At 46.7% G+C, this 22,929-nt stretch carries 25 protein-coding genes; 7 read left to right on the forward strand and 18 right to left on the reverse strand.

Features of this window, described 5'->3' with window-relative positions; all coding sequences use genetic code 11:
- Nucleotides 1–34: 34 nt before the first annotated feature.
- The 7 genes from pyk to FY534_RS11995 form a co-directional block, all read right to left on the reverse strand.
- Nucleotides 35–1,789 carry a pyruvate kinase gene (pyk, locus tag FY534_RS11965; RefSeq protein ID WP_203114674.1) on the reverse strand — a complete coding sequence of 585 codons (1,755 nt, stop codon included), beginning with the start codon at nucleotides 1,787–1,789 and terminating at the stop codon, nucleotides 35–37.
- Nucleotides 1,790–2,095: 306 nt separating this feature from the next.
- Nucleotides 2,096–3,049, reverse strand: coding sequence for an acetyl-CoA carboxylase carboxyltransferase subunit alpha (locus FY534_RS11970; RefSeq protein WP_203114675.1), 954 nt, complete (start codon nucleotides 3,047–3,049; stop codon nucleotides 2,096–2,098).
- Entirely contained in the window at nucleotides 3,033–3,941 is a 909-nt protein-coding gene (gene accD / locus FY534_RS11975) for an acetyl-CoA carboxylase, carboxyltransferase subunit beta (RefSeq protein ID WP_072874590.1), read from the reverse strand. Before accD ends, FY534_RS11970 begins: the two co-directional genes overlap by 17 nt.
- Nucleotides 3,942–3,956: 15 nt before the next feature.
- A complete protein-coding gene (locus FY534_RS11980; protein WP_072874591.1) occupies nucleotides 3,957–4,151 on the reverse strand; it encodes a glutamate decarboxylase in 195 nt (64 codons plus the stop codon).
- A gap of 103 nt (nucleotides 4,152–4,254) precedes the next feature.
- Nucleotides 4,255–4,737: a phosphatidylglycerophosphatase A family protein gene (locus tag FY534_RS11985; RefSeq protein WP_072874592.1), complete on the reverse strand. Its 483-nt coding sequence runs from the start codon at nucleotides 4,735–4,737 to the stop codon at nucleotides 4,255–4,257.
- Nucleotides 4,738–4,777: 40 nt separating this feature from the next.
- On the reverse strand, nucleotides 4,778–7,777 hold the full coding sequence (gene dnaE / locus FY534_RS11990; RefSeq protein ID WP_238413545.1) for a DNA polymerase III subunit alpha: 3,000 nt from the start codon (nucleotides 7,775–7,777) through the stop codon (nucleotides 4,778–4,780).
- On the reverse strand, nucleotides 7,774–9,078 hold the full coding sequence (locus tag FY534_RS11995) for a DRTGG domain-containing protein (protein WP_072874594.1): 1,305 nt from the start codon (nucleotides 9,076–9,078) through the stop codon (nucleotides 7,774–7,776). Before FY534_RS11995 ends, dnaE begins: the two co-directional genes overlap by 4 nt.
- 141 nt (nucleotides 9,079–9,219) lie before the next feature.
- Here FY534_RS11995 and FY534_RS12000 point away from each other — a divergent pair, with 141 nt between their 5' ends.
- On the forward strand, nucleotides 9,220–10,113 hold the full coding sequence (locus FY534_RS12000) for a YitT family protein (RefSeq protein WP_203114676.1): 894 nt from the start codon (nucleotides 9,220–9,222) through the stop codon (nucleotides 10,111–10,113).
- A 4-nt stretch (nucleotides 10,114–10,117) separates the two neighbouring features.
- Here the strand turns inward: FY534_RS12000 and FY534_RS12005 are convergent, their stop codons facing one another.
- From FY534_RS12005 to cysK, 3 genes are all read right to left on the reverse strand, one after another.
- Nucleotides 10,118–11,425, reverse strand: a complete 1,308-nt coding sequence (locus FY534_RS12005; RefSeq protein ID WP_203114677.1) for an outer membrane protein assembly factor BamB family protein — start codon at nucleotides 11,423–11,425, stop codon at nucleotides 10,118–10,120.
- 5 nt (nucleotides 11,426–11,430) lie between these two features.
- Complete coding sequence (locus tag FY534_RS12010) at nucleotides 11,431–11,763, reverse strand: hypothetical protein (RefSeq protein WP_203114678.1); 333 nt, start codon at nucleotides 11,761–11,763, stop codon at nucleotides 11,431–11,433.
- Nucleotides 11,764–11,908: 145 nt separating this feature from the next.
- Complete coding sequence (gene cysK / locus FY534_RS12015) at nucleotides 11,909–12,832, reverse strand: cysteine synthase A (RefSeq protein ID WP_203114679.1); 924 nt, start codon at nucleotides 12,830–12,832, stop codon at nucleotides 11,909–11,911.
- Nucleotides 12,833–13,074: 242 nt separating this feature from the next.
- Here cysK and FY534_RS12020 point away from each other — a divergent pair, with 242 nt between their 5' ends.
- The 4 genes from FY534_RS12020 to trxA all read left to right on the forward strand — a co-directional run bounded on the left by FY534_RS12020 (nucleotide 13,075) and on the right by trxA (nucleotide 15,065).
- The gene (locus FY534_RS12020; protein WP_072874598.1) at nucleotides 13,075–13,479 is read left to right on the forward strand and encodes a Fur family transcriptional regulator; all 405 of its coding nucleotides are present in this window, start codon (nucleotides 13,075–13,077) and stop codon (nucleotides 13,477–13,479) included.
- 83 nt (nucleotides 13,480–13,562) lie between these two features.
- Entirely contained in the window at nucleotides 13,563–14,102 is a 540-nt protein-coding gene (locus FY534_RS12025) for a peroxiredoxin (RefSeq protein WP_203114680.1), read from the forward strand.
- Between the two features lie 116 nt (nucleotides 14,103–14,218).
- Entirely contained in the window at nucleotides 14,219–14,668 is a 450-nt protein-coding gene (locus FY534_RS12030; RefSeq protein ID WP_083574286.1) for a TlpA disulfide reductase family protein, read from the forward strand.
- 73 nt (nucleotides 14,669–14,741) lie between these two features.
- Nucleotides 14,742–15,065 carry a thioredoxin gene (gene trxA, locus FY534_RS12035; protein ID WP_072874600.1) on the forward strand — a complete coding sequence of 108 codons (324 nt, stop codon included), beginning with the start codon at nucleotides 14,742–14,744 and terminating at the stop codon, nucleotides 15,063–15,065.
- 128 nt (nucleotides 15,066–15,193) lie between these two features.
- Here trxA and tpx read toward each other — a convergent pair whose 3' ends face one another.
- The 5 genes from tpx to FY534_RS12060 form a co-directional block, all read right to left on the reverse strand.
- On the reverse strand, nucleotides 15,194–15,712 hold the full coding sequence (gene tpx / locus FY534_RS12040; protein WP_238413546.1) for a thiol peroxidase: 519 nt from the start codon (nucleotides 15,710–15,712) through the stop codon (nucleotides 15,194–15,196).
- Nucleotides 15,713–15,788: 76 nt separating this feature from the next.
- The gene (locus FY534_RS12045) at nucleotides 15,789–17,000 is read right to left on the reverse strand and encodes a M20 metallopeptidase family protein (protein ID WP_165611998.1); all 1,212 of its coding nucleotides are present in this window, start codon (nucleotides 16,998–17,000) and stop codon (nucleotides 15,789–15,791) included.
- A gap of 186 nt (nucleotides 17,001–17,186) precedes the next feature.
- Nucleotides 17,187–17,645, reverse strand: a complete 459-nt coding sequence (argR, locus tag FY534_RS12050; RefSeq protein ID WP_255567371.1) for an arginine repressor — start codon at nucleotides 17,643–17,645, stop codon at nucleotides 17,187–17,189.
- Between the two features lie 139 nt (nucleotides 17,646–17,784).
- Complete coding sequence (gene lepB, locus FY534_RS12055) at nucleotides 17,785–18,303, reverse strand: signal peptidase I (RefSeq protein ID WP_072874603.1); 519 nt, start codon at nucleotides 18,301–18,303, stop codon at nucleotides 17,785–17,787.
- 326 nt (nucleotides 18,304–18,629) lie between these two features.
- Nucleotides 18,630–18,935 (reverse strand): hypothetical protein, encoded by a 306-nt coding sequence (locus tag FY534_RS12060; RefSeq protein WP_203114683.1) that lies wholly within the window; start codon nucleotides 18,933–18,935, stop codon nucleotides 18,630–18,632.
- Nucleotides 18,936–19,067: 132 nt separating this feature from the next.
- Here FY534_RS12060 and FY534_RS12065 point away from each other — a divergent pair, with 132 nt between their 5' ends.
- Nucleotides 19,068–19,325 carry a DUF3243 domain-containing protein gene (locus FY534_RS12065; RefSeq protein WP_072874605.1) on the forward strand — a complete coding sequence of 86 codons (258 nt, stop codon included), beginning with the start codon at nucleotides 19,068–19,070 and terminating at the stop codon, nucleotides 19,323–19,325.
- Nucleotides 19,326–19,447: 122 nt separating this feature from the next.
- Here the strand turns inward: FY534_RS12065 and FY534_RS12070 are convergent, their stop codons facing one another.
- A complete protein-coding gene (locus tag FY534_RS12070; protein WP_072874606.1) occupies nucleotides 19,448–20,137 on the reverse strand; it encodes a metal-dependent hydrolase in 690 nt (229 codons plus the stop codon).
- Between the two features lie 182 nt (nucleotides 20,138–20,319).
- Between FY534_RS12070 and FY534_RS12075 the strand changes: the two genes are divergently transcribed.
- Entirely contained in the window at nucleotides 20,320–20,766 is a 447-nt protein-coding gene (locus tag FY534_RS12075) for a helix-turn-helix domain-containing protein (protein ID WP_238413547.1), read from the forward strand.
- Nucleotides 20,767–20,814: 48 nt separating this feature from the next.
- On the opposite strand, the gene queC is transcribed toward FY534_RS12075, so the two are convergent.
- A complete protein-coding gene (gene queC, locus FY534_RS12080; RefSeq protein ID WP_203114684.1) occupies nucleotides 20,815–21,498 on the reverse strand; it encodes a 7-cyano-7-deazaguanine synthase QueC in 684 nt (227 codons plus the stop codon).
- Between the two features lie 31 nt (nucleotides 21,499–21,529).
- On the reverse strand, nucleotides 21,530–22,924 hold the full coding sequence (locus FY534_RS12085; protein WP_203114685.1) for a glycosyltransferase family 4 protein: 1,395 nt from the start codon (nucleotides 22,922–22,924) through the stop codon (nucleotides 21,530–21,532).
- Between the last annotated feature and the right edge of the window lie 5 nt (nucleotides 22,925–22,929).

Raw genomic sequence — 22,929 nt, forward strand, 5'->3', positions numbered from 1 at the left:
TCATGATTTTTATTTACCCATCCGCTGAACTATTTTACAGCACTTGCGCTCGACCACGATAAATCAAACCTCGAACCGGATCGACCGTAACCAATGCACCATCTTCCACACGCTCCGTGGCTTCCGAAGCTCCGACTACTACTGGCTTGCCGAGGGATATGGCCACAACTGCAGCGTGAGAAGTCAATCCACCTTCTTCAACAATCATTCCTCCAGCTCTCTCAATCGCAGGCATAATGTCAGCATCGGTGCAATTCGTGACAAGAATATCCCCTTCTTGAACACGTTCCAGAATATCTTGATTTTTCTTAGACACTACTGCACGTCCACTCACAGCATGTTGTCCAATTCCCTTACCACGAACTAAAATTTCTCCTATAGTGTGCACTTTTAGTAAATTGGTGGTTCCACGGATACCGACGGGAACACCTGCCAGAATAATCACCATATCTCCATGCTGCACATAACCTGCATCGAGAGCACCTTCTACTGCGGTTTCCAGTACATCGTCTGTCGTGGAAGCCATAGGTACCACAACTGGACAGACACCCCAGGAAAGCATTAAACGACGTGCCACCCTCGCATCCGGAGTTGCAGCTACAATGGTCTTAAGCGGACGATGTTTGGCAATATGTCGCGCTGTATGTCCGGAAGTCGTTGCGGTGACAATAGCAGCCACATCCAATTCGGAAGCCATTTCTTTAGCCGCATGAGAAATCGCATCCGGCACCTTCCGTTCAACTTCCGTATGATGATGATAGACCACTTCACGCTTTAAAATGGCCTCTTCAGCACGCTCAGCAATCTGCGCCATGGTTTGCACCGATTCCAGGGGATAGCGGCCTGCAGCCGTTTCGCCCGAGAGCATGATAGCATCTGTGCCATCCAAAATAGCGTTGGCCACATCGCTGGCTTCCGCACGAGTTGGACGAGGATTACGCTGCATCGAATCGAGCATTTGCGTTGCAGTGATAACAGGTTTTCCCCACTGGTTACAAAGCGAGATAATGCGTTTTTGAGCCAGCGGCACATCTTCTGTCGCAATTTCTACACCAAGATCGCCACGGGCCACCATGACACCATCTGTAACTTCGACAATTTCATCCAACCGTTCGAGACCTTCCACCGTTTCAATCTTAGCAATAATATCTGCTTCGTAATGGCGTTCTTCGAGAATTCTGCGCACTTCCAAAATATCTCCGGCTTTACGTACAAAGGAAGCAGCAAACATATCGATACCTTGGTCAATACCAAAGCGAATATCTGCCTTGTCCTTCTCAGTAACACCAGGAATACGCAGTGTCACACCAGGTACATTAATTCCTTTATTGTCTTTCAGTATACCGCCATTGGTTACTATGCAGACAATGTCCTGACCTTTGACTTCAACCACTTTCAACCCAATCAAGCCATCATCAATACGAATAGGAGCCCCTGGATAGACGTCTTCCACAAGTCCTTCATAGGAAATCCATACGCGTTCTGCCGTTCCCTCTGCAAGAGGCTGGATGGTCAAGGTGACCAACTTTCCGTCAAGCAGTTCAACTTGTCCACCCGCAATTTTCCCTGTCCGAATCTTCGGACCTTTGACATCCAACAAAATGGCTACATGCTTACCTACATCCGCAGCCGCTTCACGAATACGACGGATACGCTCAGCATGCTCCTCATAGGAACCATGGGAGAAATTGAGACGGGCAACGTCCATGCCTGCGCGCATCAATTGACGCAGGATTTCGGGTGATTCACTGGCAGGCCCAATGGTACAAACGATTTTGGTTTTTCGCATGATTCACCGTTCCTTCCGAGGATATCGTTCCTCATCTTTGGCGATTTCAATCAGTTTCCATACACAAAGCAAAAGAAATCAAGAGACACAAAAGCAATGCGCTGGACTTATTTTGTCATACATGGACATTTTTTGTCCCTAAATAGAGAAACAGTCTTATCCACTCAACGACGGCTGCTCTCTATGTACGCTCTTGGAGCACGCATTCTCCATGTAGTCTTTCTCATTTCCTATGACATTCACGCTGGGCAAACGGAATGCCCACCAGTCCGGTGGACATCGCCGCTTCCGTTCAATCCAGTTCTGTTATTCCGAGAAAGATCCCATATCCCTGTACTTATGGTACCTCTCATCCAACAGTTGTTCAATAGGAATTTGCAAAAGTTCTTTCAATCCTGCTACTATTTTTTCTCCTACTTTAGAGATCATCCAATTTGGATCTTTCTGGGCACCGCCTCGTGGTTCTGGTATTAATTCATCAGCAATTCGCAAATCGACTAAATCTTGCGCTGTAATGCGCATGACCTCAGCCGCTTTTTCAGCGTAAGTACTGTCGCGCCAGAGAATAGCAGCTGCTGATTCAGGAGCGATGACAGAGTACCAAGAATACTCTAAGGCATAAATTCGATCGGTCACGCCAATGCCGAGTGCTCCTCCGCTCGCACCTTCACCAGTGACCACACTGATGGTAGGTGTTTTGAGGCCGGCCATTGCCCGCAAATTGGTTGCAATAGCCTCACTTTGCCCCCGTTCTTCAGCAGAACTACCAGGATAAGCACCCATAGTATCGATAAAAAATACCACTGGCCGACCAAATTTTTCTGCCTGACGCATAAGTCGCAACGCCTTGCGGTATCCTTCAGGATGCGCCATACCAAAATTTCGATAGAGATTCTCCTTGGTATCTCGACCACGTTGATGACCAATCCATGTGATAGGTTGTCCTTGCAACATGCCAATACCGCCAACTACAGCCGGATCGTCCCGAAAGTTGCGGTCACCATGCAACTCTACAAACGTCTCACAGATCCCACGCACATATTCCAAAGTGGTTGGGCGCCCCGATTGGCGAGCAATCTGCACTCGTTGCCAAGGAGTAAGATTACTGTATAGCGAATCCTCCAGTGATTGCAGACGCTGTTCAAGCGTGCGAATTTCATCAGACAAATCCACTTGATGGCTCTCCGCAAAAGAACGAAGTTCTTTAATTTTGCTTTCCAAATCGCGAATGGGTTGCTCGAAATCAAGTCCCGTTGCCATGCTTCCACCCCTTCGCGCTATGGATTGTCAAAATATTGGCTAAAGTATGGACCAGTTCCTTACGATGTACAACTTCGTCAATCATGCCATGTTTGAGCATGAATTCCGCGGTTTGAAAATCGTCTGGCAACTTCTGTCGGATGGTCTGTTCAATCACGCGCCGCCCCGCAAAACCAAAGAGAGCTCGCGGCTCTGCCAGGATAATATCACCTAACGAGGCAAACGACGCACTTACGCCACCTGTAGTAGGATGCGTGATAACAGTGACAAAAAGAAGCTGTTCTTCATGCAAACGCTCCAACGCAACACTGGTTTTGGCCATTTGCATTAGCGACAAAATGCCCTCTTGCATGCGAGCACCGCCAGAAGCCGTAAAGAGTACCACTGGCAGGCGTTCCGCTAAAGCGCGTTCCATCATTCGTGTCAGCTTTTCTCCGACCGCGGAACCCATGCTACCCATAATAAAACGCGAGTCCATCACGCCCATAGCGAGTGGAATCCCAGCAATGGTCCCGCGTCCTGTGACCACGCCTTCGCGCATGCCGGTCATCTCTTGTGCTTTGGCTAATTTTTTGTCGTAATCGGGAAAATGTAGTGGGTTGACTGAAGTCAACGAAGCATCCCACTCTTCAAAGCTGCCCTCGTCCAGCGTCAAACGGATACGGCGGTCAGCCCCAAGCGTGAAATGATAGTCACAATGAGGGCAGGTGAAATCATGCTTCTGCAGCTCCTTACCAAGCAACAAGGCGCCACAGCCGTCGCATTTCTCCACCAATCCTTTAGGAATATCTTTTTCAGGAACAGACTGACTTTTCTGATCTCGTTCTGACGATTTAACAGCGCTAGGCAGCGTTGCATAATGCCGCTTCTTTACAAATAAATCTTTAAGCACTCCGTCACCTCTGCATCACAAAGAAGAGTGAAGGATATCATGAAGAACTTCCTTTACCTCTTCCAATTCCGTTTCAGGTATCAAAATTTCGTATTGTTGCTTGGCCATGTGGGCTGCACGAATTTTGGCGAGAAAACCTTCCTGAGTCAATTTTTCTTTCACCCATTCAGCCTGCTTGGCAGACTGGGCGATGTAAATTACAGTCCACATTCACAATCGCCCCATTTCTATCGCCCACGTTCCTCTTTTTGAAATTATGTTTAGTATACCATGCCTGTCTGCGGACGCCACACCTTGATTGTTATCAGTCATTTTATTCATCTTTATAAGAAGAAGCGTGATGCTGATGAGCAATTCGAGCTGCCGCAGCCGCTGCTACACTAGCCACGAGATCGTCCAAAAATACGTGAATTTCCGACGCGTGATTATTCAGGTACCCCAAAATCCCAATTTTTGTTTTATCGAGATATCCAAAATTGGTCAAACCTATACTCCCGTAAACATTGGTCACACTGAGCGCAAGAATTTCATCGACGCCGTAAAGAGGCTCATCTTTTTCCATGATGCTTTGCAGCGGCTCTGGCAGCAATTTCTGCTCCGCCAGTTCATCAAGTGCTATTCCTGTATAGAGAGCGTGCTGCACTTCCCGCTTATCCAAGACACGATGAACACTCTCCAAACAATAGTCAAGCGTCAGGTCAGAATAGTACGGACGCTGTAGCTCCAACACAATATGGGCAATATCGGTCAATTCCACATGGCGGCGCGACAGCCACTCCACGATTTGCTGTTTCATGTTACACGTCTCCTTTACTCATGCTTTCTCCTAAACCTACTCAATGACGAGCCGTTTCAGACCGCTGCTGCAATTTCACATTGCCAAGACCCACAATAGTCTCTAATTCAGCGATTAAATCGGGATCGACCTTTACTGTATAACGAGCTGGCAACAAGCGTGCTTTGCGGGTAGACGTTTCAACTAAAGCCACCGGGGTCGATCCCGGTTTCTCAAGCAGAGCTGAACGCACTGCAGCCAAAAGTGTGCGGGAATCGTCGCCAGCTCGATAACGAATGAAGAGAGTTGCTGGCCCCGAAGCTGTCGCGTGTGCAGAAAACGTGTGGTCGGAATTGAACAGCCGAGCCTGTTCACCTCCTGCTTCAGCTTCCAAATAGGCATGGTCGAGGATTTGGGAAAGTGCTTGCTCACTGAGTTTGGCTGAAGGCAGAAAAGCTTCCATAGCCCCGGCTGTAGCCAGGCTTTCAACGGCTTTGCGATTGCAGGCGCGAGAAGAAACACGACGCAAAAAATCAACCAGGGAAGTAAAAGGGGCTTCCTCGCGCGCACGCAATATCTCCATGACTGCCGCACGACCAACGCCACGTATGGAGAGAAGGCCAGTACGAATGCTCCTGTCCGACTCGGCTGAAAAAGCCGCTCCGCTTGCAGAGACGCTGGGCGGTAACAGTTGAATGCCTAATTTTTTGGCATCCCTCGTATACTCAGTGATTTTATCTGGAGTACCGGCAGCCAGCGTCATTAAAGCTGCAAAAAAATCAGCTGGATAATGAGCGCGCAAATAGGCTGTACGGTAGGCGAGCAATGCATAAGCCGCTGCATGCGAACGGTTAAAGCCGTAATCTGCAAAGCGAACAATCAAATCGTAGACGGTATTGGCTGTCTCCGCACTGTAACCACGACGTTGACATCCCGTGACAAATCGTTCACGCTCAGCGTCGAGCACTTCTCGTTTCTTTTTGGATACTGCGCGCCTCAGAATATCTGCCTGACCGAGCGTGAAGCCAGCCATCCGGGAAGCAATTTGCATAATTTGCTCCTGATAGACAATGACACCGTAAGTATCTTTAAGAATCGGTTCCAAGTCAGGATGCGGGTAGCGAATCGATTGACGGCCATGTTTGGCAGCAACAAATTCAGCAATATTCTCCATAGGACCAGGGCGATATAGAGAAATAACGGCAATTAAATCTTCCAAGCAGGTAGGCTTGACATCCCGCAACACTTTTCGGACACCATACGATTCAAGCTGAAAACAACCGCTCGTCTCGCCGCGCGTCAGCATACGATAAGTCGCTTCGTCTCCATCCGCGATTTGCTGCCATTCAGGCAACGGTTGTCCTATGCGCTGAGCCACACTTTGACGGGTCATATCCATCAGTGACAAAGTTTTGAGACCTAAAAAATCCATTTTCAAGAAACCAAGTGCCTCGACATCTTCCATAGGATACATGGTGACTGGCATTCCACTAGCGCCAGGCACAACAGGTATCCAGTCCTGCAGTGAAACAGGCGAAATGATAACCCCCGCTGCGTGTATGGAGACATGACGCGGCAACCCTTCCAGTCGACGGGCATAGGCGAGAATTTTTTTCGCCTCCAGATTTTCTTCCTCCATTTGCCGCAGTTGAGTTACATTTTCAAGAGCTTCATTCAACGTTACACCTGGATGAGAAGGAATCAGCCGCGCCAATGTATCCACCAATTTTTTATCCGATCCCAATACACGCCCCACATCGCGAATCGCTGCTCGCGCGGCAAATGTGCCGAAGGTTCCAATTTGGGCTACCCGCGTATCGCCATAACGCTCCAGTACGTACTGAATGACTTCTCCACGCCGCTCAAATTCAAAATCGATATCAATATCCGGCCAACTCACCCGTTCGGGATTGAGAAAACGTTCAAACAGCAAACCATATTGCAACGGATCGACATCTGTAATCGATAGTGCGTAAGCGACCAAACTACCTGCAGCAGAACCTCGGCCAGGACCTGTGGAGATGCCTTGCCGATGCGCATAGCGAATAAAATCGGCCACCACCAGAAAATAGTCGGCAAAGCCAAGTCGATCAATAACATCCAACTCGTAACGGAGACGTTCTTCCACTTCAGCTGTCCATAGGGGATAGCGTTTTTTTGCACCCACATACGCCACACGTCGTAGCGTTTCTTGCGCAGATTCACCTGGGGATAACGGATAGCGAGGCAAAAAAAGTTGCGGTTTAGGCCATTCGAAAGCGGCTGCATCCGCTATTACCCGTGTATTCGCAATTGCCTCGGGGAGATTCTGAAATTTCTCGGCCATTTCTTCCGATGATGCCAGATGAAAATGGTTTACGGGTAACAGTAATCCATCTGCATCCACTTGCGCCAAAACTTTCTGGACTGCAGCATCTTCTCGACGTGCGTAATATACTTCATTACTGGCCACAAGTGGTAACCCCAACTGGCGAGCGGCAGCAATTAACCCCGGCAAAGCCCGTCGCTCTTCAGGAAGACCGTGATCGTGCAACTGAACATACAATTCCCCAGGCGGAAACATCTCACTGGCGCGTTGCAGCAACTGCTCGCCTTTATGACGATCCGCTTCAGAAAACGCCCGCGCTATACTACTGCCGCGTCCACCCACCAGAGCAATCAGGGAGTGACTATGCTGAGCAATTTCTGACCACTGAACATACGGACGACGCGAACGGCTATGGGCCAGTGTAACCAGTTTTACGAGCGACGAATATCCTGCGAAACCTTTAGCTAACAATACCAGGCTATCCAGCGGTGAGTTGCCCTGACGTCCAGCAGATTCAGACGCCTCTTCCGGGAGAACGTCAAAATCCACGCCAATCAGTGGCGTAATTCCTGCCGACTTAGCCAAACGACAGAAAGATACTGCCCCATAGAGAGTGTTTTTATCTGTTAAAGCAAGGGCAGTCATATGTAGAGATTGGGCGGTCTCGATGGCGTCCTTTAGACTGAGACAACTTTGCTTCAACGAGTATGCAGAGTGAACATGTAAATGCACAAAATCCAACTGACCGTTCACCTCTCCATCATCTGCGTGGTTACCAGTGCCTTGGCATACTGCCCATCTTCTCCAGATACATCCACCTCCACTTTGGCAAACCGACGCCCAAAGTCGAGCACCTGCGCAGTGAGACTGATTTCAGCTTCAATCGATACAGGTTTGAGAAAATAAAACGATAGATTTTCAATTGCCATATCAACGTTGCGCTGCCGCCGCAAACATTCACGCACCGCATACTCAATCAAGGTGGTCAGCATTCCTGTGGAAAGCGTTCCGAGCGCACTGGTCAATTGAGCGGTAACTACACCCCGTACTCGGACACCTTGCTCACAAGTTTCTGAAGAAAATCCACGAACTGCTAGATCTTCTAGCGTTTCTCCAACTTGCGGCTGTCGATTCATAAACTGAAGTGATTTAATGACATCCTGACGACTTAAAACACCCATCAGTTTGCGATGAGAGACTACAGGCAGCATCTCAATGCCTTCCCAGACCATCCGATGCGCCGCTGAGGCAACCGTGGTTTGCGGTGAAACTGTGGTAGGTTTACTTGACATGAACAGTTCAACGGGATCTTCTGGACGAGCCTCCGCCACATCCCGTGCGGTGACCACGCCAACCAGACGTTGATTGCTATCGACAACTGGCAGGCGCGCATGACCCGTCTCTTCGACGACTCGAAAGTAATCTCGAACTGTCGCATCACGAGACAATACGGCCAATCCCTCTGTCTGTGCTACATCCCCTACAAAGAGAATGTCCTTTTTAATGAGTCGATCGTAAATCGCTCGATTAATCATGGCGGCTGTTGTAAACGTGTCATAAGAACAAGAAATAATAGGCAATTCTCGTTCATTAGCCAATTTACGCACTTCCGGTGAGGCATCGAAACCACCCGTTATAAGAACAGCTGCACCTGCTTCAAGAGACAGTTTTTGCACATTTTCACGGTTTCCCACAATCATCAGACTGCCTGGATCGAGATATCTTGTGATATTTTCTAAACGCATGGCGCCAATGACAAATTTATGCAGCGTCTTGTTCAGACCTTCTTGACCGCCGAGCACAGTTCCCTCAACAATACGCGCTACTTCCTCAAAAGTTAGGCGTTCAATTTCACGAACCTGTTTGCGTTCAATACGCACCGTACCTATTCGATCAATTGCACTGACCAATCCATGTGCTTCAGCTTCCTTGATGGCTCGATAGGCTGTACCTTCGCTTACCTGCATATCACGCGCCACACCACGCACTGAAATACGCGCGCCAATGGGGAGCTGTTCAATATATTCGAGAATTTGCTCGTGTTTGGTTGACAAAACGACTCCTCCCGAAATCTTGCCGCCCTATTTTGTCTGTAAAGTGGATTCCTTGCTATAGTACATCTAAAAGAAAAAAACGGAATCTTTCTTTAGCAAGGTTTTAACATTCTATATTTCACGAAAGGGTGGAACACGTTCATGTCCACATCATTTTCTCCTTCTCAACTATCTATTAAATCATGGCGATCCAAGCCAGTCATTGATTTTATGTGGCGAGTCTTTGTAGTGTTGCTCGGAGACTTGGCAGGTTCCATTTCCGTTAACAATTTTTTGGTGCCCGCACACATACTTTCCGGTGGTGTCACAGGTATTGCCCAGATCCTTCACCACTATTTTGTGATTCTCCCGATTGGCACGCTCTATTTCCTTTTTAATATACCTCTCTTTTTGCTCGGATACCGCTATCTTGGAAAACGTTTCATTTTACTGACAGCGATTGGTGTGGTGGGTTTCTCTGCGGCTACCGACTTGGTGCATCTGAACTTTCAAACGCCACATCACGATCCACTTCTGATGTCTCTCTATGGTGGTGTGCTTGGCGGAATCTCCTCAGGGTTAGCTATTCGCGTAGGCGGCTCGATGGGAGGAACAGACATTCTTTCTGTCGTGCTCTACCGATTAACGGGACGCAACGTCTCTTCAACGGGACTTATTATGAACGTCATTGTTCTTCTTTTATCTGCGATGGTTTTTGGTACAGAGGCCGGCATGTATACCCTGGTTTCCATGTTTGCCGCCTCTCGCGTCGTGGCCACTCTAATGCACTATCAACAAAGAAAAACGGCTCTCATCGTCACCTCTCAGGCAGAAAAAATGGCCAACGCCATCAGCGCTCGCCTAACACGGGGAAGCACGCTCATGAGTGCTTCCGGCACTTATAGTAAACAAAATCTTGGGGTGCTCATGTGTGTGCTTACTTGGCTGGAAGTAGCCGACCTTAAATTGCTAGCTCAGGATATCGATCCTCATGCGTTTGTTACCATTTTAGACACAACGGAAGTATTGGGACATTTTCGCCATCTCTTAGATTAATTGGTTAAGTAGCTCCAGTTGCATGCCGAGCCTTGATTTGAAATGTCAAAACTTTTGTCTTGCCCAGATATGGGAATAAACCTTGGAGAGAAGCGCTTTGACCTAAAACGTAAGTAACTCTTATTTGCCCGTCTAATTTATAAACAATGGGTGCGCTTGCTACAGGTATGTGGGCGTCATACTGCCAAAGCGTCTGGCCATTCTTCATATTGACGGCATAGAGCATTCCATTGGCTTCGCCAAAAAAAGCGACACCCCCCATAGTGGTGGTTACGCCACCAATTGCTGGAGTTGATAGTTTTCTCTGCCACTCTATACGCCCGTCGTTGACTCGAATGGAAGTCAATGTGCCAGTCCAATCTCCTGCTGGCGCAGGTGAAGCACTGGTACCATCATCCACACGATAGCTGGTATGATGGGTCGGCCCGGCTTTGACATACTCCGGTCCATTGATACCGCTGATCAGTACTGTTTGTTGTATAGGGTCATAGGCACTCGGACCGTAGTTAGCGCCGCCGTCTGATCCCGGCCACTCCATATTTGGCTGAGCGCCAGGCGGTCGGTGCTGTTCTTTCACAAACGCTACTGGCGAAAAAACAGGTTGACCATTCGCTGCATACCATTCATACCATTGCCCGTCTTTCCCTGCTTCACCTACAGCTAATTTTCCCTGAACCGGAAAAAGCATAGGCGGAGAAGCCACATCATAATCCCATAAATCATGCTTGACTTCTTGTCGATACCAGTTGACTTTTCCCGTAGTTGCATTCACCGAAACAACAGCGTCTGTCATAGGGTCAGGTCCTAGACGCGAAACACCGTAAAAATCTGGTGAAGGATTCCCGGTACCAAAAAAGAGTTGACCCCCTTGAGGATTATAAGCAGGGATATTCCATACAGCTCCACCGCCGTGCTGACCACTTGCAGGCAACCAGCCTTCACCACGCTTGGGAACGGTATAGCGCCGCCATAACAATTGCCCATTTGACGCTAGATAGCAGGCTTCAAACCCACGGACTCCCTCATCGCCGCCCGCACTGCCCACAAATACTTTGCCATCCACATAAAGAGGCGACATAGATTCAAAATATCCTTTTGACTCGTTAGCCACTGACACTTGATAGAGTAATTGTCCGGTCTGCTGAGAAAGAGCCACAAGTCGATCGTCCGCTGTCAGCAAAAAGACTTTTCCCTGCCCGACTGCAACACCTCGATTAATGGTGGGAATGCCTTGCAACAGATGCAATTGCGGCGAAAACTCCCACATGACATTTCCTGTGGAGGCATCTAAGGCTAAAACGCGATCGCGCATAGTGGTTACATAAAGAACGCCCCCACTTCTATGGGGAAGCTTTCATTTTCCCCACCGTTGCCAAGATTTTGACTGTAAAGAAGTTGCATGTTGAAGGATTGAGAAACACGCAAGGGAGAAAGATGATTTTGCCAGAGATTATTACCAAAATTAGGCCAATCTGTAGAAATCTGCAGAACATTCGCTTTGTGGGTTTGGGGAGTATTCTTAGATAGACCCTGATAAGAGTGTTGAGGATGCATGCCTGAAGAGGAAACAGCAGAACTGCACCCCACCATAGCTGTGATGGTGAGACTCAATCCTGCTGCCCATATAGAGTATCTGCTTTTTATATTCACGCTTCCGCCTCATTTCTCTCTTTATCGTCTTTGCTTGACAGGAGTCAGGATTCAACCTGTTCACTGTTGAAAGACGACACAGTGGCGAAAAATGTGACAAAAGCGTCTGGATATGTTCCATCCACGGCAAGAGTACACGCGCCGCTTAAGCCTGGAAGAGATCGGACGACAGATATCGCTCGCCAGTATCAGGAGCAATAAAGAGTACACGCGCATCTTTGGGCATCTCTTGGGCAATCTGGACAGCAAAAAAAGCTGAAGCAGCTCCAGAAGCCCCAAGCAAAATTCCTTCTTCAGCAGCTAAACGACGAGCCATCTGCTGTGCATCTGCATCCTCTATATGGAGTATTTCGTCATAAACGGAGCGGTTGAGCACGGAAGGTATGAAACCTGGTCCTGTGCCAGGAATTTTGTGTGGACCTGGTTGTCCTCCTGCGAGTACAGGACTTCCCGCTGGTTCAACTACGTAAATTTTCAGCCCTGGAATCTTCTTTTTGAGTTCTTCTCCGGTACCTGTAACTGTACCACCTGTACCTGCTGTCAATACCATGGCATCAAGACGTCCAGAAAAATCGTTGTATATCTCTACTGCCGTTGTATGTCGATGAGCATCAGGATTTGCTGGATTGTCAAACTGCATAGGGATAAATACGTGCGGTAAGGAAGCAGCAATCTTTTTTGCTTCATCAATAGCCCCTTGCATCCTCAAAGCTGCAGGAGTCAGATGCACCTCAGCACCGTACGCTTTTAGCAACTTGACCCGCTCGTCAGTAGCGTTATCTGGCATGGTGATGATACAACGATATCCTTTGGCTGCACAGACCATAGCAATGCCAATACCTGTGTTTCCGGAAGTAGGTTCAATAATGGTGGTTTTTCCGGGAATCAATTTTCCCTCTTGCTCTGCTTGTACAATCATGTTCAATGCCGGCCTATCCTTCACACTGCCCGCTGGATTATAACCTTCTAGTTTCACATACACAGCAGCGCCATCAGGATGAGGAATGCGATTTAATTTAACAACCGGAGTGTTTCCAATTAAATCTAACACCGAGTTATACAATGGCATCTCCATTCTCCTTTTTTGATTGGTCTTATAAAGTTCACAAACGGGTCATGATGTTAGGCGAGTATTTCTCCGACAATCCCAATCCATTATACCGGAATAACAGCCTTACTCAGCAATACCCGAGAAATTTGCCAAGAAAACAAATTTTGGCTTGATTTCACCCGTGAGTGAGCGTATCTTACAGCAAAGATAGTGTAAAGTATGCCCTTGCTGCAGATTCTACAGGAAAGGAGGGCGACGATATGGCGAAGACTGTTAATCTCACTGAACCTCGCCGTGTCATTTTAGAGGTTATCCGCAACGCAACAGATCACCCAACCGCTGCGGACATTATGGAGAAACTGGCCCAAGAGGGTAATCGCTTTGCTTACGCAACCGTCTACAACTCCTTAAAGTATTTGACCGATCACGGCCTTATACAGGAGTTGAATATTGGTAACGGCGTGACTCGGTATGACGGACGATTGGAGAACCATCATCACTTTATCTGTGAACAATGCGGATCTATCAGCGAGATCGCCACTCCATTACCTTCCGATTGGCTGTCTCAATTAGAATCACAGACGGGGTTTCAAATAGATAAAATGAACATCCATTTTACTGGCCTATGTAGCAGCTGTCGTCAGATGTATAAACGACCAAACTGACGGGTAGCTTAGACATTGAATATGTGTTATAATGTCCCAGTGCTTAGAATTAGTTTAATTCTATATCCTAGGAGTGATTACTCATGCCATTGGTCGGACAACCGGCTCCAGATTTTGAGATGCTCAGCACAAAAAATTTAAAAACCCTTGATGAGACTGTAAAATTATCCGACTATCGCGGCAAATGGCTGATTCTATTTTTCTACCCAGCAGACTTTACGTTTGTTTGCCCAACCGAAATTATAGCCATGAACGAGCGCCTACAGGAATTCAAAGATTTGGATGCTGAAGTTTTGGGTGTAAGTTGTGATAGCGTGCACAGCCACAAAGCTTGGATCAATACACCCAAAGATGAAAATGGTTTAGGTGGTTTGGACTATCCTCTGGCTGCCGACTTTACTAAAGAGGTTGCACGCAACTATGATGTCCTGGTAGAAGAGAGCGGTGAGGCTCTGCGCGGGTTGTTCATTATTGATCCTGAAGGAATCCTGCGTTATCAAGTCGTTCATGATATGAACATTGGTCGCAATGTGGACGAAACGTTGCGCGTTCTTGAAGCTTTGCAAGCTGGCGGACTCTGCCCAGCCAACTGGAAGCCTGGCGAAGCGCTGCTCACTGTATAAGCAAAGTTTGCAAGAAAGGGCTGACTTTTGTCAGCCTTTTCTGCTCTAAAAAAGTCACAAGCTTCACCACTCATGAGACTGTTCAAAATCATCAAGCGAGAAAGGCGGTGCAAACAATGCCGTTGCGTCTAGGTACAGAAATGCCGTCCATTGAAGGCGCCACCGAATGGCTCAACACTCAAAGCAGACCACAACTGGCCGACAACCAGGTGACGTTGATTCATTTTTGGGCTGTATCTTGTCATATTTGTCATGAAACTATGGATGATTTGATGCGAATGGTGGAAAAATACACACCGCAGGGGTTGCAAGTTATTGCATTTCACTTGCCAAGAATTGCAGAAGATGCTAACGTTCAAAAGGTGAAAGAAGATATTTCACAATTTCATTTAACCCAGCCAGTCGGTCTCGATCACGCTCGCGCTGTAGCCGACCGATTTGAAAATGAGTATGTTCCTGCCTTTTTCATTTTTGGAAAGGATGGCAAACTAAAATTTCGCGCTGCTGGGGACAAAGGGTTTCAAAAAGTAGAGTCGAAAATTCAAGAAGCACTCGCTCAAGAGTGAGTATGTACACAACCCTTTCGTAAAAAGCGCTCTCTCATTCAAGTGAAAATCTAGTAGGAAAGTTGGTGTGTCAATGGCAGGTACCGTGCAGGTAACAGATAGCACTTTTCAAGAAGTTATTTCTTCTGACAAACCTGTATTAGTAGACTTTTGGGCAACTTGGTGTGGTCCATGCCGAATGATGGCTCCTGTATTGGAAGAAGTAGCTAAAGAGCATGCGGACAAACTGGTTGTAGCAAAATTGGATGTGGATGAAAATCCACAAACCGCCTCACAATTCGGTATCATGAGTATTCCCACGTTGGTGCTTTTCCAAAATGGCAAAGCGACTAAGCAGATTGTTGGCTTTCGCCCCAAGGCTGACTTAGTCCATCAGCTCTCCGACGTTCTCTCATAATCCAAAACATGGATTAGCTTTATAATCGCTTCATCCATACGCAACTTACGAATAGAATAACAGCCATTACAGTATTAAATGATGTCTGTAATGGCTGTTATTCTATTTTTCATGCTCCCACCATCTCATTATTGAGTTGCTTTTGCCGCCTCAATAGCTGCTTCATAATTTGGATGCTGAGCAACTTCCGGAACATATTCTACATAAACAACGCGATCGCTCGAATCTATTACAAACACAGCTCGACACTCCAGCCGATGCTCTTTCATGTACGTTCCGTATGCTTTCCCAAACGACATTTCCATGTGATCTGACAAGGTATGTACCTGTTCAATACCTGCAGCAGCACACCAGCGTTTCTGAGTGAACGGTAAATCTGCACTAATGGTTAAAATGACTACATGGTTACCCAGACTGGCAGCAACTTCATTAAATTTACGAGTTTGAGCATCACAAATACCTGTTTCTAACGATGGAACCACACTGATGATGCGAATCTTGCCTGCAAACGAAGAGAGCGTCACTGGTTTTCGATCGTTATCCAGAACTTCGAATTCTGGAGCTTTTTGTCCAACTTGAATTTTAGGACCCACTAAAGTTACTGGATTCCCACCAAATGTAACCTCACCTTTGCGCTCTTCTGACACAGAAATCATCTCCCTTTCGACATTAGAAATCAAATGTCCATTGAAAATTTTAGCATATCTTTACTCAAAACAACTCTTAACTGCCAATGTTAACTGTCATTTCTTGCTGCGCATAATATTCAAGCGCTAAATAACCTGACTGTAAAAGAACACGACTAGTCATCAGCAGGCAATTCTCATCAACATCAAATTGTGGATGATGCCACCCTCGCGAGGAGCCATCGCCTTTGCCTGTCCCCACCCAAAAAAAACAAGCAGGCATAACTTGGCTGTATATCGAGAAATCTTCTCCACCTAATGTTTGTTCTGCCTCAACTACATTTTCCTCTCCAACAACTTGAATGGCAGCAAGGCGCACCCACTCAGCAACCTCCGAATGGTTGGTCGTTACAGGAAGTTGACGTTCAAATTCAATGTCTACACTGCCTCCAAACGCTTTACAAATCGTTTCGGATACTTGCCAAATGCGTTCTTCTAAAAAGCGGCGGACATTTTCATCCAAAGATCTTACGGTACCCTCTAATACAGCAATATCAGGAATGACATTGCGTGCTGTCCCCGCTTGAAATTTGCCAACTGTAACCACTCCAGAAGCAAGAGGAGAAACCCCGCGACTGACCAATGTTTGCAAAGCGGTGACCAAATGAGCACCAATAACTATGGGATCTACCGTTAAATTTGGAATAGCTGCGTGACCACCAACACCATGAATGGTTAATGTAAATTCATCCACGCTACCCATCAGTGGTCCCACACGTACGCCAATCTTTCCACTTTCCAAGAGCGGGTTATTATGTTCTCCAATCATGCACTTGACTTGATGCTCTTTGAGCACACCGCTATCCAAAACCAGCTTGGCCCCAAGTCCAAGTTCTTCAGCAGGTTGAAAGACAAAAAGCAAGCTGCCTGCAAACGATTCATCACTCTCAGCCCGCTCTTTAGCCAACAATGCTGATCCGATTACGGCAGCGGTATGAAAATCATGCCCACAAGCATGCATTTTCCCTTCTATTTCACTGGCATAGGGCAACCCTGTAGCTTCTAAAATAGGAAGCGCATCAATATCAGCGCGAATAGCCACACAAGGACCTGGCCGTTTTCCCTTGACATACGCAAATGTACCTGTTGACATACGACCTGAGATGATCTCAATACCATGTTCTTTCAAAAAATTTTCAATAGTTTGTGTCGTAGCATACTCTTCTAAACCAGTTTCTGGATGGCGATGCAACGCACGCCTTACAGCGACTAACTCTCTTTGCAAATCGACGTCTGATAGTTCAGTCAACTCAATCACCCCTTATCCTATTTTTCGGTCGATATCGCATAATTTCTATAGAGACCATCTCACTATGGCGAAAATCAACTTCATTTTCATCTTTACAAATGTTGCTGATTTTTCGCTATAGTGAGATTTTAACCCTATATAGACTAGAAGCGTAGAAGCGTAGAGATTTTCTTCTCATCAAACTATTCAACTGTTTTGTTTGACATCATTCAACAGCAGGGCCATGAGCTTAATGGCTGATTCATCATCTTGGCAAACCACAAGAATGGTGTCATCTCCGGCAATTGTACCCAGCAAACCATGTTGGGTCATCCCATCCATCATAGCACCAATCGCGTGAGCGTTGCCTGGCATCAGCTTGATAACCAAAAGATTATTCGCACGCGCGTGTGAAATGAGAACTTCCGCCAGTTTTCTACGCAACGTAGAAAGAGAAAATCCGGAAGCTGCCACAGGAATAGCATACTTATAACGCCCGTTGCTACCTACCACTTTAATGAGCTGCAATTCTTTAATATCTCGTGAAATGGTCGCTTGAGTGACCGGAAATCCAGACTCTTCCAGAGCCTTGACTAACTCTTCCTGCGTTTCAATTTCATATTGACTAACCAGTTCTCGAATCCGCATGTGACGCTTGTCCTTCACCCAAAAGAACCCCCTGCAGTCGAGTATACTCGACCCGCTTTCAACACAAATACCTGTGAACATCACAATGCAACTTACTTCGATTCATCTCAATGTCACATACCTATCAGGCGCGCCAAAGATTGACGGCCTAAGTTCATTATTGCGGAATTGGCTTCATCTTTGAAAGCGGCCAAATGACAGCATCCGCTTCACCAAGAATATAGCTTCGCGGAACATATTTATAAGGTGTCCAATATCGACTGTCATAAGAATTTTGACGATTATCTCCCATGACAAAGTAATGTCCCGCAGGAACATGGTAAGGGCCGAATGTACCCTCCGTCAACAGACCATGAAGATAGGGCTCGGCCAATTCATGGTTGTCAATGTATACATGCCCACCATGAATCGTCACCGTCTCACCAGGAAGACCAATAACACGTTTCACAAATATCTGGGACGGATCATCCGGATATTTGAAAACAATCACTTCTCCTTCATGTATAGGAGATGTTTCCGTGGCTAAATGGTTAACTAAAATGTAACACGGATTGGGGATGGTTGGATACATAGAACTTGTAGGCACAACTGCAAAGGAAACCACCCAATGCATAATCCCCCATGCCACCAAAACTCCTACAAGAATCGGCCATATCCAGTCCCAGACTTTTTTCATGCATTCACCTCATGAAGTTCTGTCGCTTTGTACATACTTCAGTATGCCGAAGTTAAGCGTGTTTTGCCACCCAATTTCACAATATCGTCTCAAACTCGTACATATTTTTATACAAATCTCCTCTTCCCTATCTTTCCCGAAAACTCTTTTGTGATAGAATAAAAGTTGCTGAAACTTGTTCAGCAACCCATGAGGAGGTTCTCAGATGGAGATTTTAGGCGGTGCGCTCGATCCGATTGTAACCATGCTGGTCTGCATTGGACTTGGCGGAGTCTTCGTATCTTACATGTTAAGAAACGAATCGCGAAATCCCAAAAAGTAGTTTTTCATCCCCTTGAACGCACCCGTTTAGGTAATTCCTGTATATCTTTTCGCTGTTTGATACGGGAAGGTAATATTTGTCTAACTTCCAGCATCATACTCCTTTCTTTGTCCGCACCTACCAAAAAATATATATTGGCCGCAAGAACCAGTGTAATGGTTGCGATCCACAAGAAAGAAAATGTTCCCGGTAAACCATGTTGCAGACGTGGGATTCTGGGCAATCCATAGGCTGCTAAAGCAATAGCGGCACAACCGTAATACAGGGCTTTACGGCGGCCGTTAACAACATTCGCTGTTTTTCTCCACATGAAAATTTTGCACCTCTTTTCTTGTCCTCTATTCCAACATATGTTGTCCCTTCCTTTCCCATGCATAGCCTGCCTGCAGTTGCGGAATGCTGAAAAAGTACAATAGTTCAATTTGAAAGGATGATTCCAGGCATGAACAATAGTGTGTTGGAAAGCTTCGGCCGTTGGAAGGAATTTCTTGGTGAACATGTAGACAAGGCTCAGTCGATGGGCTTTAATGATGACCAAATTGCTAATGTAGCTGCCAAGATGGGTGAATTTCTGGCTGATAAAGTCGATCCGAAAAATCCGGAAGAACGTTTGCTGAAGGAACTGTGGGACGTAGGAGACAATGAAGAGCGCAGAACAATTGCAAAATTAATGGTTAAATTGGCCGATCGCGCTCACTGACCTGCTAACCGCTATAATGAACATAAACGCAACCTGTTCTCCAGTTTGGGACAGGTTGCGTTGTTCATGAAATGGAAAGAAGGCTGCTTATCCAGAAACAAAATTCTTTACATAAGTTGTGGTTATACTTCCAGAGACTGACCGTATTCGAGTACTTGTCCCCGCAGCCCTTTGCGTTCAACTAACTGAACAAAAGCATGCGGATCTTGAGCAATCAAATCAAACGTATTGTAATGCATAGGAACGGTCACTTTGGCATGAATCCATTCTGCTGCGATAGCGGCATCCTCCGGACCCATGGTAAAGTTATCACCAATTGGAAGTAACGCTACATCCACAGAGTTCAATTCACCAATCAATTTCATATCGCCAAACAAAGCTGTATCTCCAGCGTGATAGACCGTTTTCCCGCCCATTGTCAAAAGGATTCCCGAAGGCATACCGCCATATATCGTCTGCCCGTTGCCGACATCTATGCTCGAACCGTGGAAAGCGAGCGTAAATTTAACACGGCCGAAAGCAAATTGATGTGCACCGCCAATATGCATAGGATGCACATTTAATCCACCTTTGCCAGCGAAATATACCGCCAGTTCATTCGGAGCAATAATGACTGCATTATTCTTGCGGGCAATCGGCTCTGCGTCCAAAATATGATCACCATGACCATGAGTGAGCAGAACTGCTTCTACTTTAACATCGTCAGGCTTGATAAGTGCTTTGGGGTTGCCACTGAGAAACGGATCGATAATTACACTGTGCCCATCCGCTTCAATAATAAATGTAGATTGACCATGATAGGTTATCTTCATCAAATTCCCTCCCTTAGAACTCATTCTTCTTCAGTATAGCAACAAAAAGGAAGCCCACCAAAAATAGATAGTTACTTCTCCAACTATAGGCATGTACACGAAATCATGAACACCCTAGTTGTAGCGTCTTCTTACAAACCCTATACTCTAGATTGGATAGATACGCCTTGCGAGGTGATCGTGTGAAAGCAACAAACCGTATTGCCCAACTACGTAAAGAACGCGGCATGACTCAGGCGCAACTTGCTAAACTAGCAGGTGTAAGTACAAGTGCCATTGCTATGTATGAAACCAACCGCAGACAGCCAGATGAGCAAATTTTACAGCAGCTTTCTTCAGCACTGCAAGTAAGTCCTGAAGAACTCAACAACAGCAAAACCAATAACCAAACGGAAACCCGCCTACCCCATCAGGAGAAAACGCAAACTGTAAAAGCAGCGCCCATAGCGGCAGCTCAGGCTGGAACCACTACACTGACACTTTCTCGAGAAGAAGCGCGAATGATTTTATTTACTCGCATGAACCCACAGGCTATGGAGTTTCTTCAAGCATATATCAATGCTGACGCACAAAAACGCGCTCAAGTGGAAAAGGCTTGGAAGCTCATTCACGAATTTCAACGCCAGTAATACCATCTTCCATTTGCATCAAGAGAATCGACTCCTTGATGTTGAGATTCAAAGACTGCGATATGGAATCGGATCGATCAAACCTGCTTCTTTGAAACCGCGCAGACGAAGCCGACAACTGTCACATTCTCCGCAAGCTTCCTCTGCGCCTTCGTAACAGGAGGTCGTCAATTGATAGGGCACGCCTAAGCGATGTCCCCAACGAATGATTTCTGCCTTGGTCAAATGTAACAAAGGTGTCTGAAGAGAGATGGGGGCACCTTCCACAGCAGTTTTTGTGCCAACATCAAGCACTTTTTGAACAGCTTGAATAAATTGCGGACGGCAATCAGGGTAACCACTATAATCCAGGGCATTGACACCTATATAGATAGCTTGCGCTTCAATCGCCTCCGCGAAAGAAGCCGCCAGAGAAAGAAAAAGCAAATTTCGGCCAGGCACATAAGTGATTGGAATGTCCTCTCCATCATGGACGTTCTTCGGAACAGACAAATGGAAATCGGTCAATGCACTCTTACCAATCTTTCGAAGAAAATCCAGTTTGACAATCCGCCGATCTGCAACCTGGTAATAGTCTGCTACTTGCTCGGCAGCTCTTAATTCCCGTGCGTGACGCTGTCCATAATCAAATGTCAACGTATACAAACTATACCCTTCGTCAGCAGCAATCCCAAGGCATGTGGTGCTGTCTAATCCTCCACTTAAAACAACAACCGCTTTTCTATTGAGCATTCTTCATCACCCCAAACCATGCGTATTCTCTTTATTGGACTGCCCATGCAGACTGGCTTCGGTTGCGTTCAAGCAACCAAGGCTGGAGAGTTTCCGTCAAAACATCAGCCAGCAACTGCGCCTCATATTGTCTGCTAAAAATCAGCAAATCCTGTTCATTCGGTCCTCCCGACCAATTCTGGATAAATTCGTTGCAATAAACACATAGCGCCTGAAAAACTTTTTCTTCATCCTCTACAGGAGCTACAACCCCCACTTGAAACTGTTCCAGAAGTTTGGCGGCCTCACCTGGTTGAAGCAAGGCAAAAACCGGCTTTCGAGCGTAAAGATATTCATAAACCTTTCCGGGAATATACATACCCGCGCGTTCGTCTGCATCTCCAATCAAAAGCAACCCGTCAACCTGCAGCATGCGTTTGGCTACTTCATCATGGCTCAGATAACCCAGAGGCTGGACTACATCTTCAAGATCTAGTTCTTTCAGCAGTTGACTATTGCTGACGGGCGCTGGATAGTCAAAAACGCCAGCAAATTCTATGCGAATTTGTTCTCTCTGAATTGCACCTGAAGCGATTGCTCTTTGCAAAGCGCGCAAGAAAATTTCCGGAGAACGCTTGGGATAAAGAATTCCTGCGTAAAGTAAAGTAAAGGGACGTTCTCCAGCAAGTGTTTGATGGGACGTATGGTGGTCTGGTGTAACAATGGGGAAATCTGCCGGATCGACCCCATTGCGAATCACATGAATTTTTCCTGGAACGGAAGGATGCTTGTGTTTAAAGAGCGATGCAAAAGAATCCGTCACAGTGATCAGCGCATCAGCAGTTTTGAGAACACACCTTTCCAGAGCCCTTTCCACAACAGCGCGAACTCCCTCATCTGGAAAGTGCATATTGTCCGTCCAGGGATCACGAAAATCAGCCACCCAGGGAATACCCAGCCACCGTTTGAGCAAATATCCTGCTATATGGGCGCTATTGGGTCCCGAAGTTGTGAAAACACAATCAATCTGTTCTTTACGAATCACATGGCGAGCCGCGAAAGCAGCCGATATAGCCCAAAGCAATTGTTCATCAGGAATAGCTAAAGTATTGCGCAAGGTCTTGAGCATGGGCAGAAGACGCTGTTTGAAACTCCGCTTTGTTGGCTTGGCCGAAAAATTCTCAGACGTTTTGGCAGCATGAGCTGAAACTGGCGAAATTCTAGCCATCCAGCGAGCCATTCGATCTGCTGTGCGATAGACCGGGACAGACGCAGGCACTTTTTCCAGTAAAGACGGATCCATGGTTGCAACATGAAAATCACTGGTCGTCAGTACCACGGGCGACCAGCCATATTCGGAAAGATATTGTGTGAATTTGAGCGCCCGCTGTACACCAATACCGCCAATCGGTGGAAATAGATGGGCAATCACAAGTACACGCGGCATGCAGT

This window comes from Alicyclobacillus sp. TC, from assembly GCF_016804365.1.
In the GTDB taxonomy this organism is placed as follows: Bacteria; Bacillota; Bacilli; order Alicyclobacillales; family Alicyclobacillaceae; genus Alicyclobacillus_I; species Alicyclobacillus_I tolerans.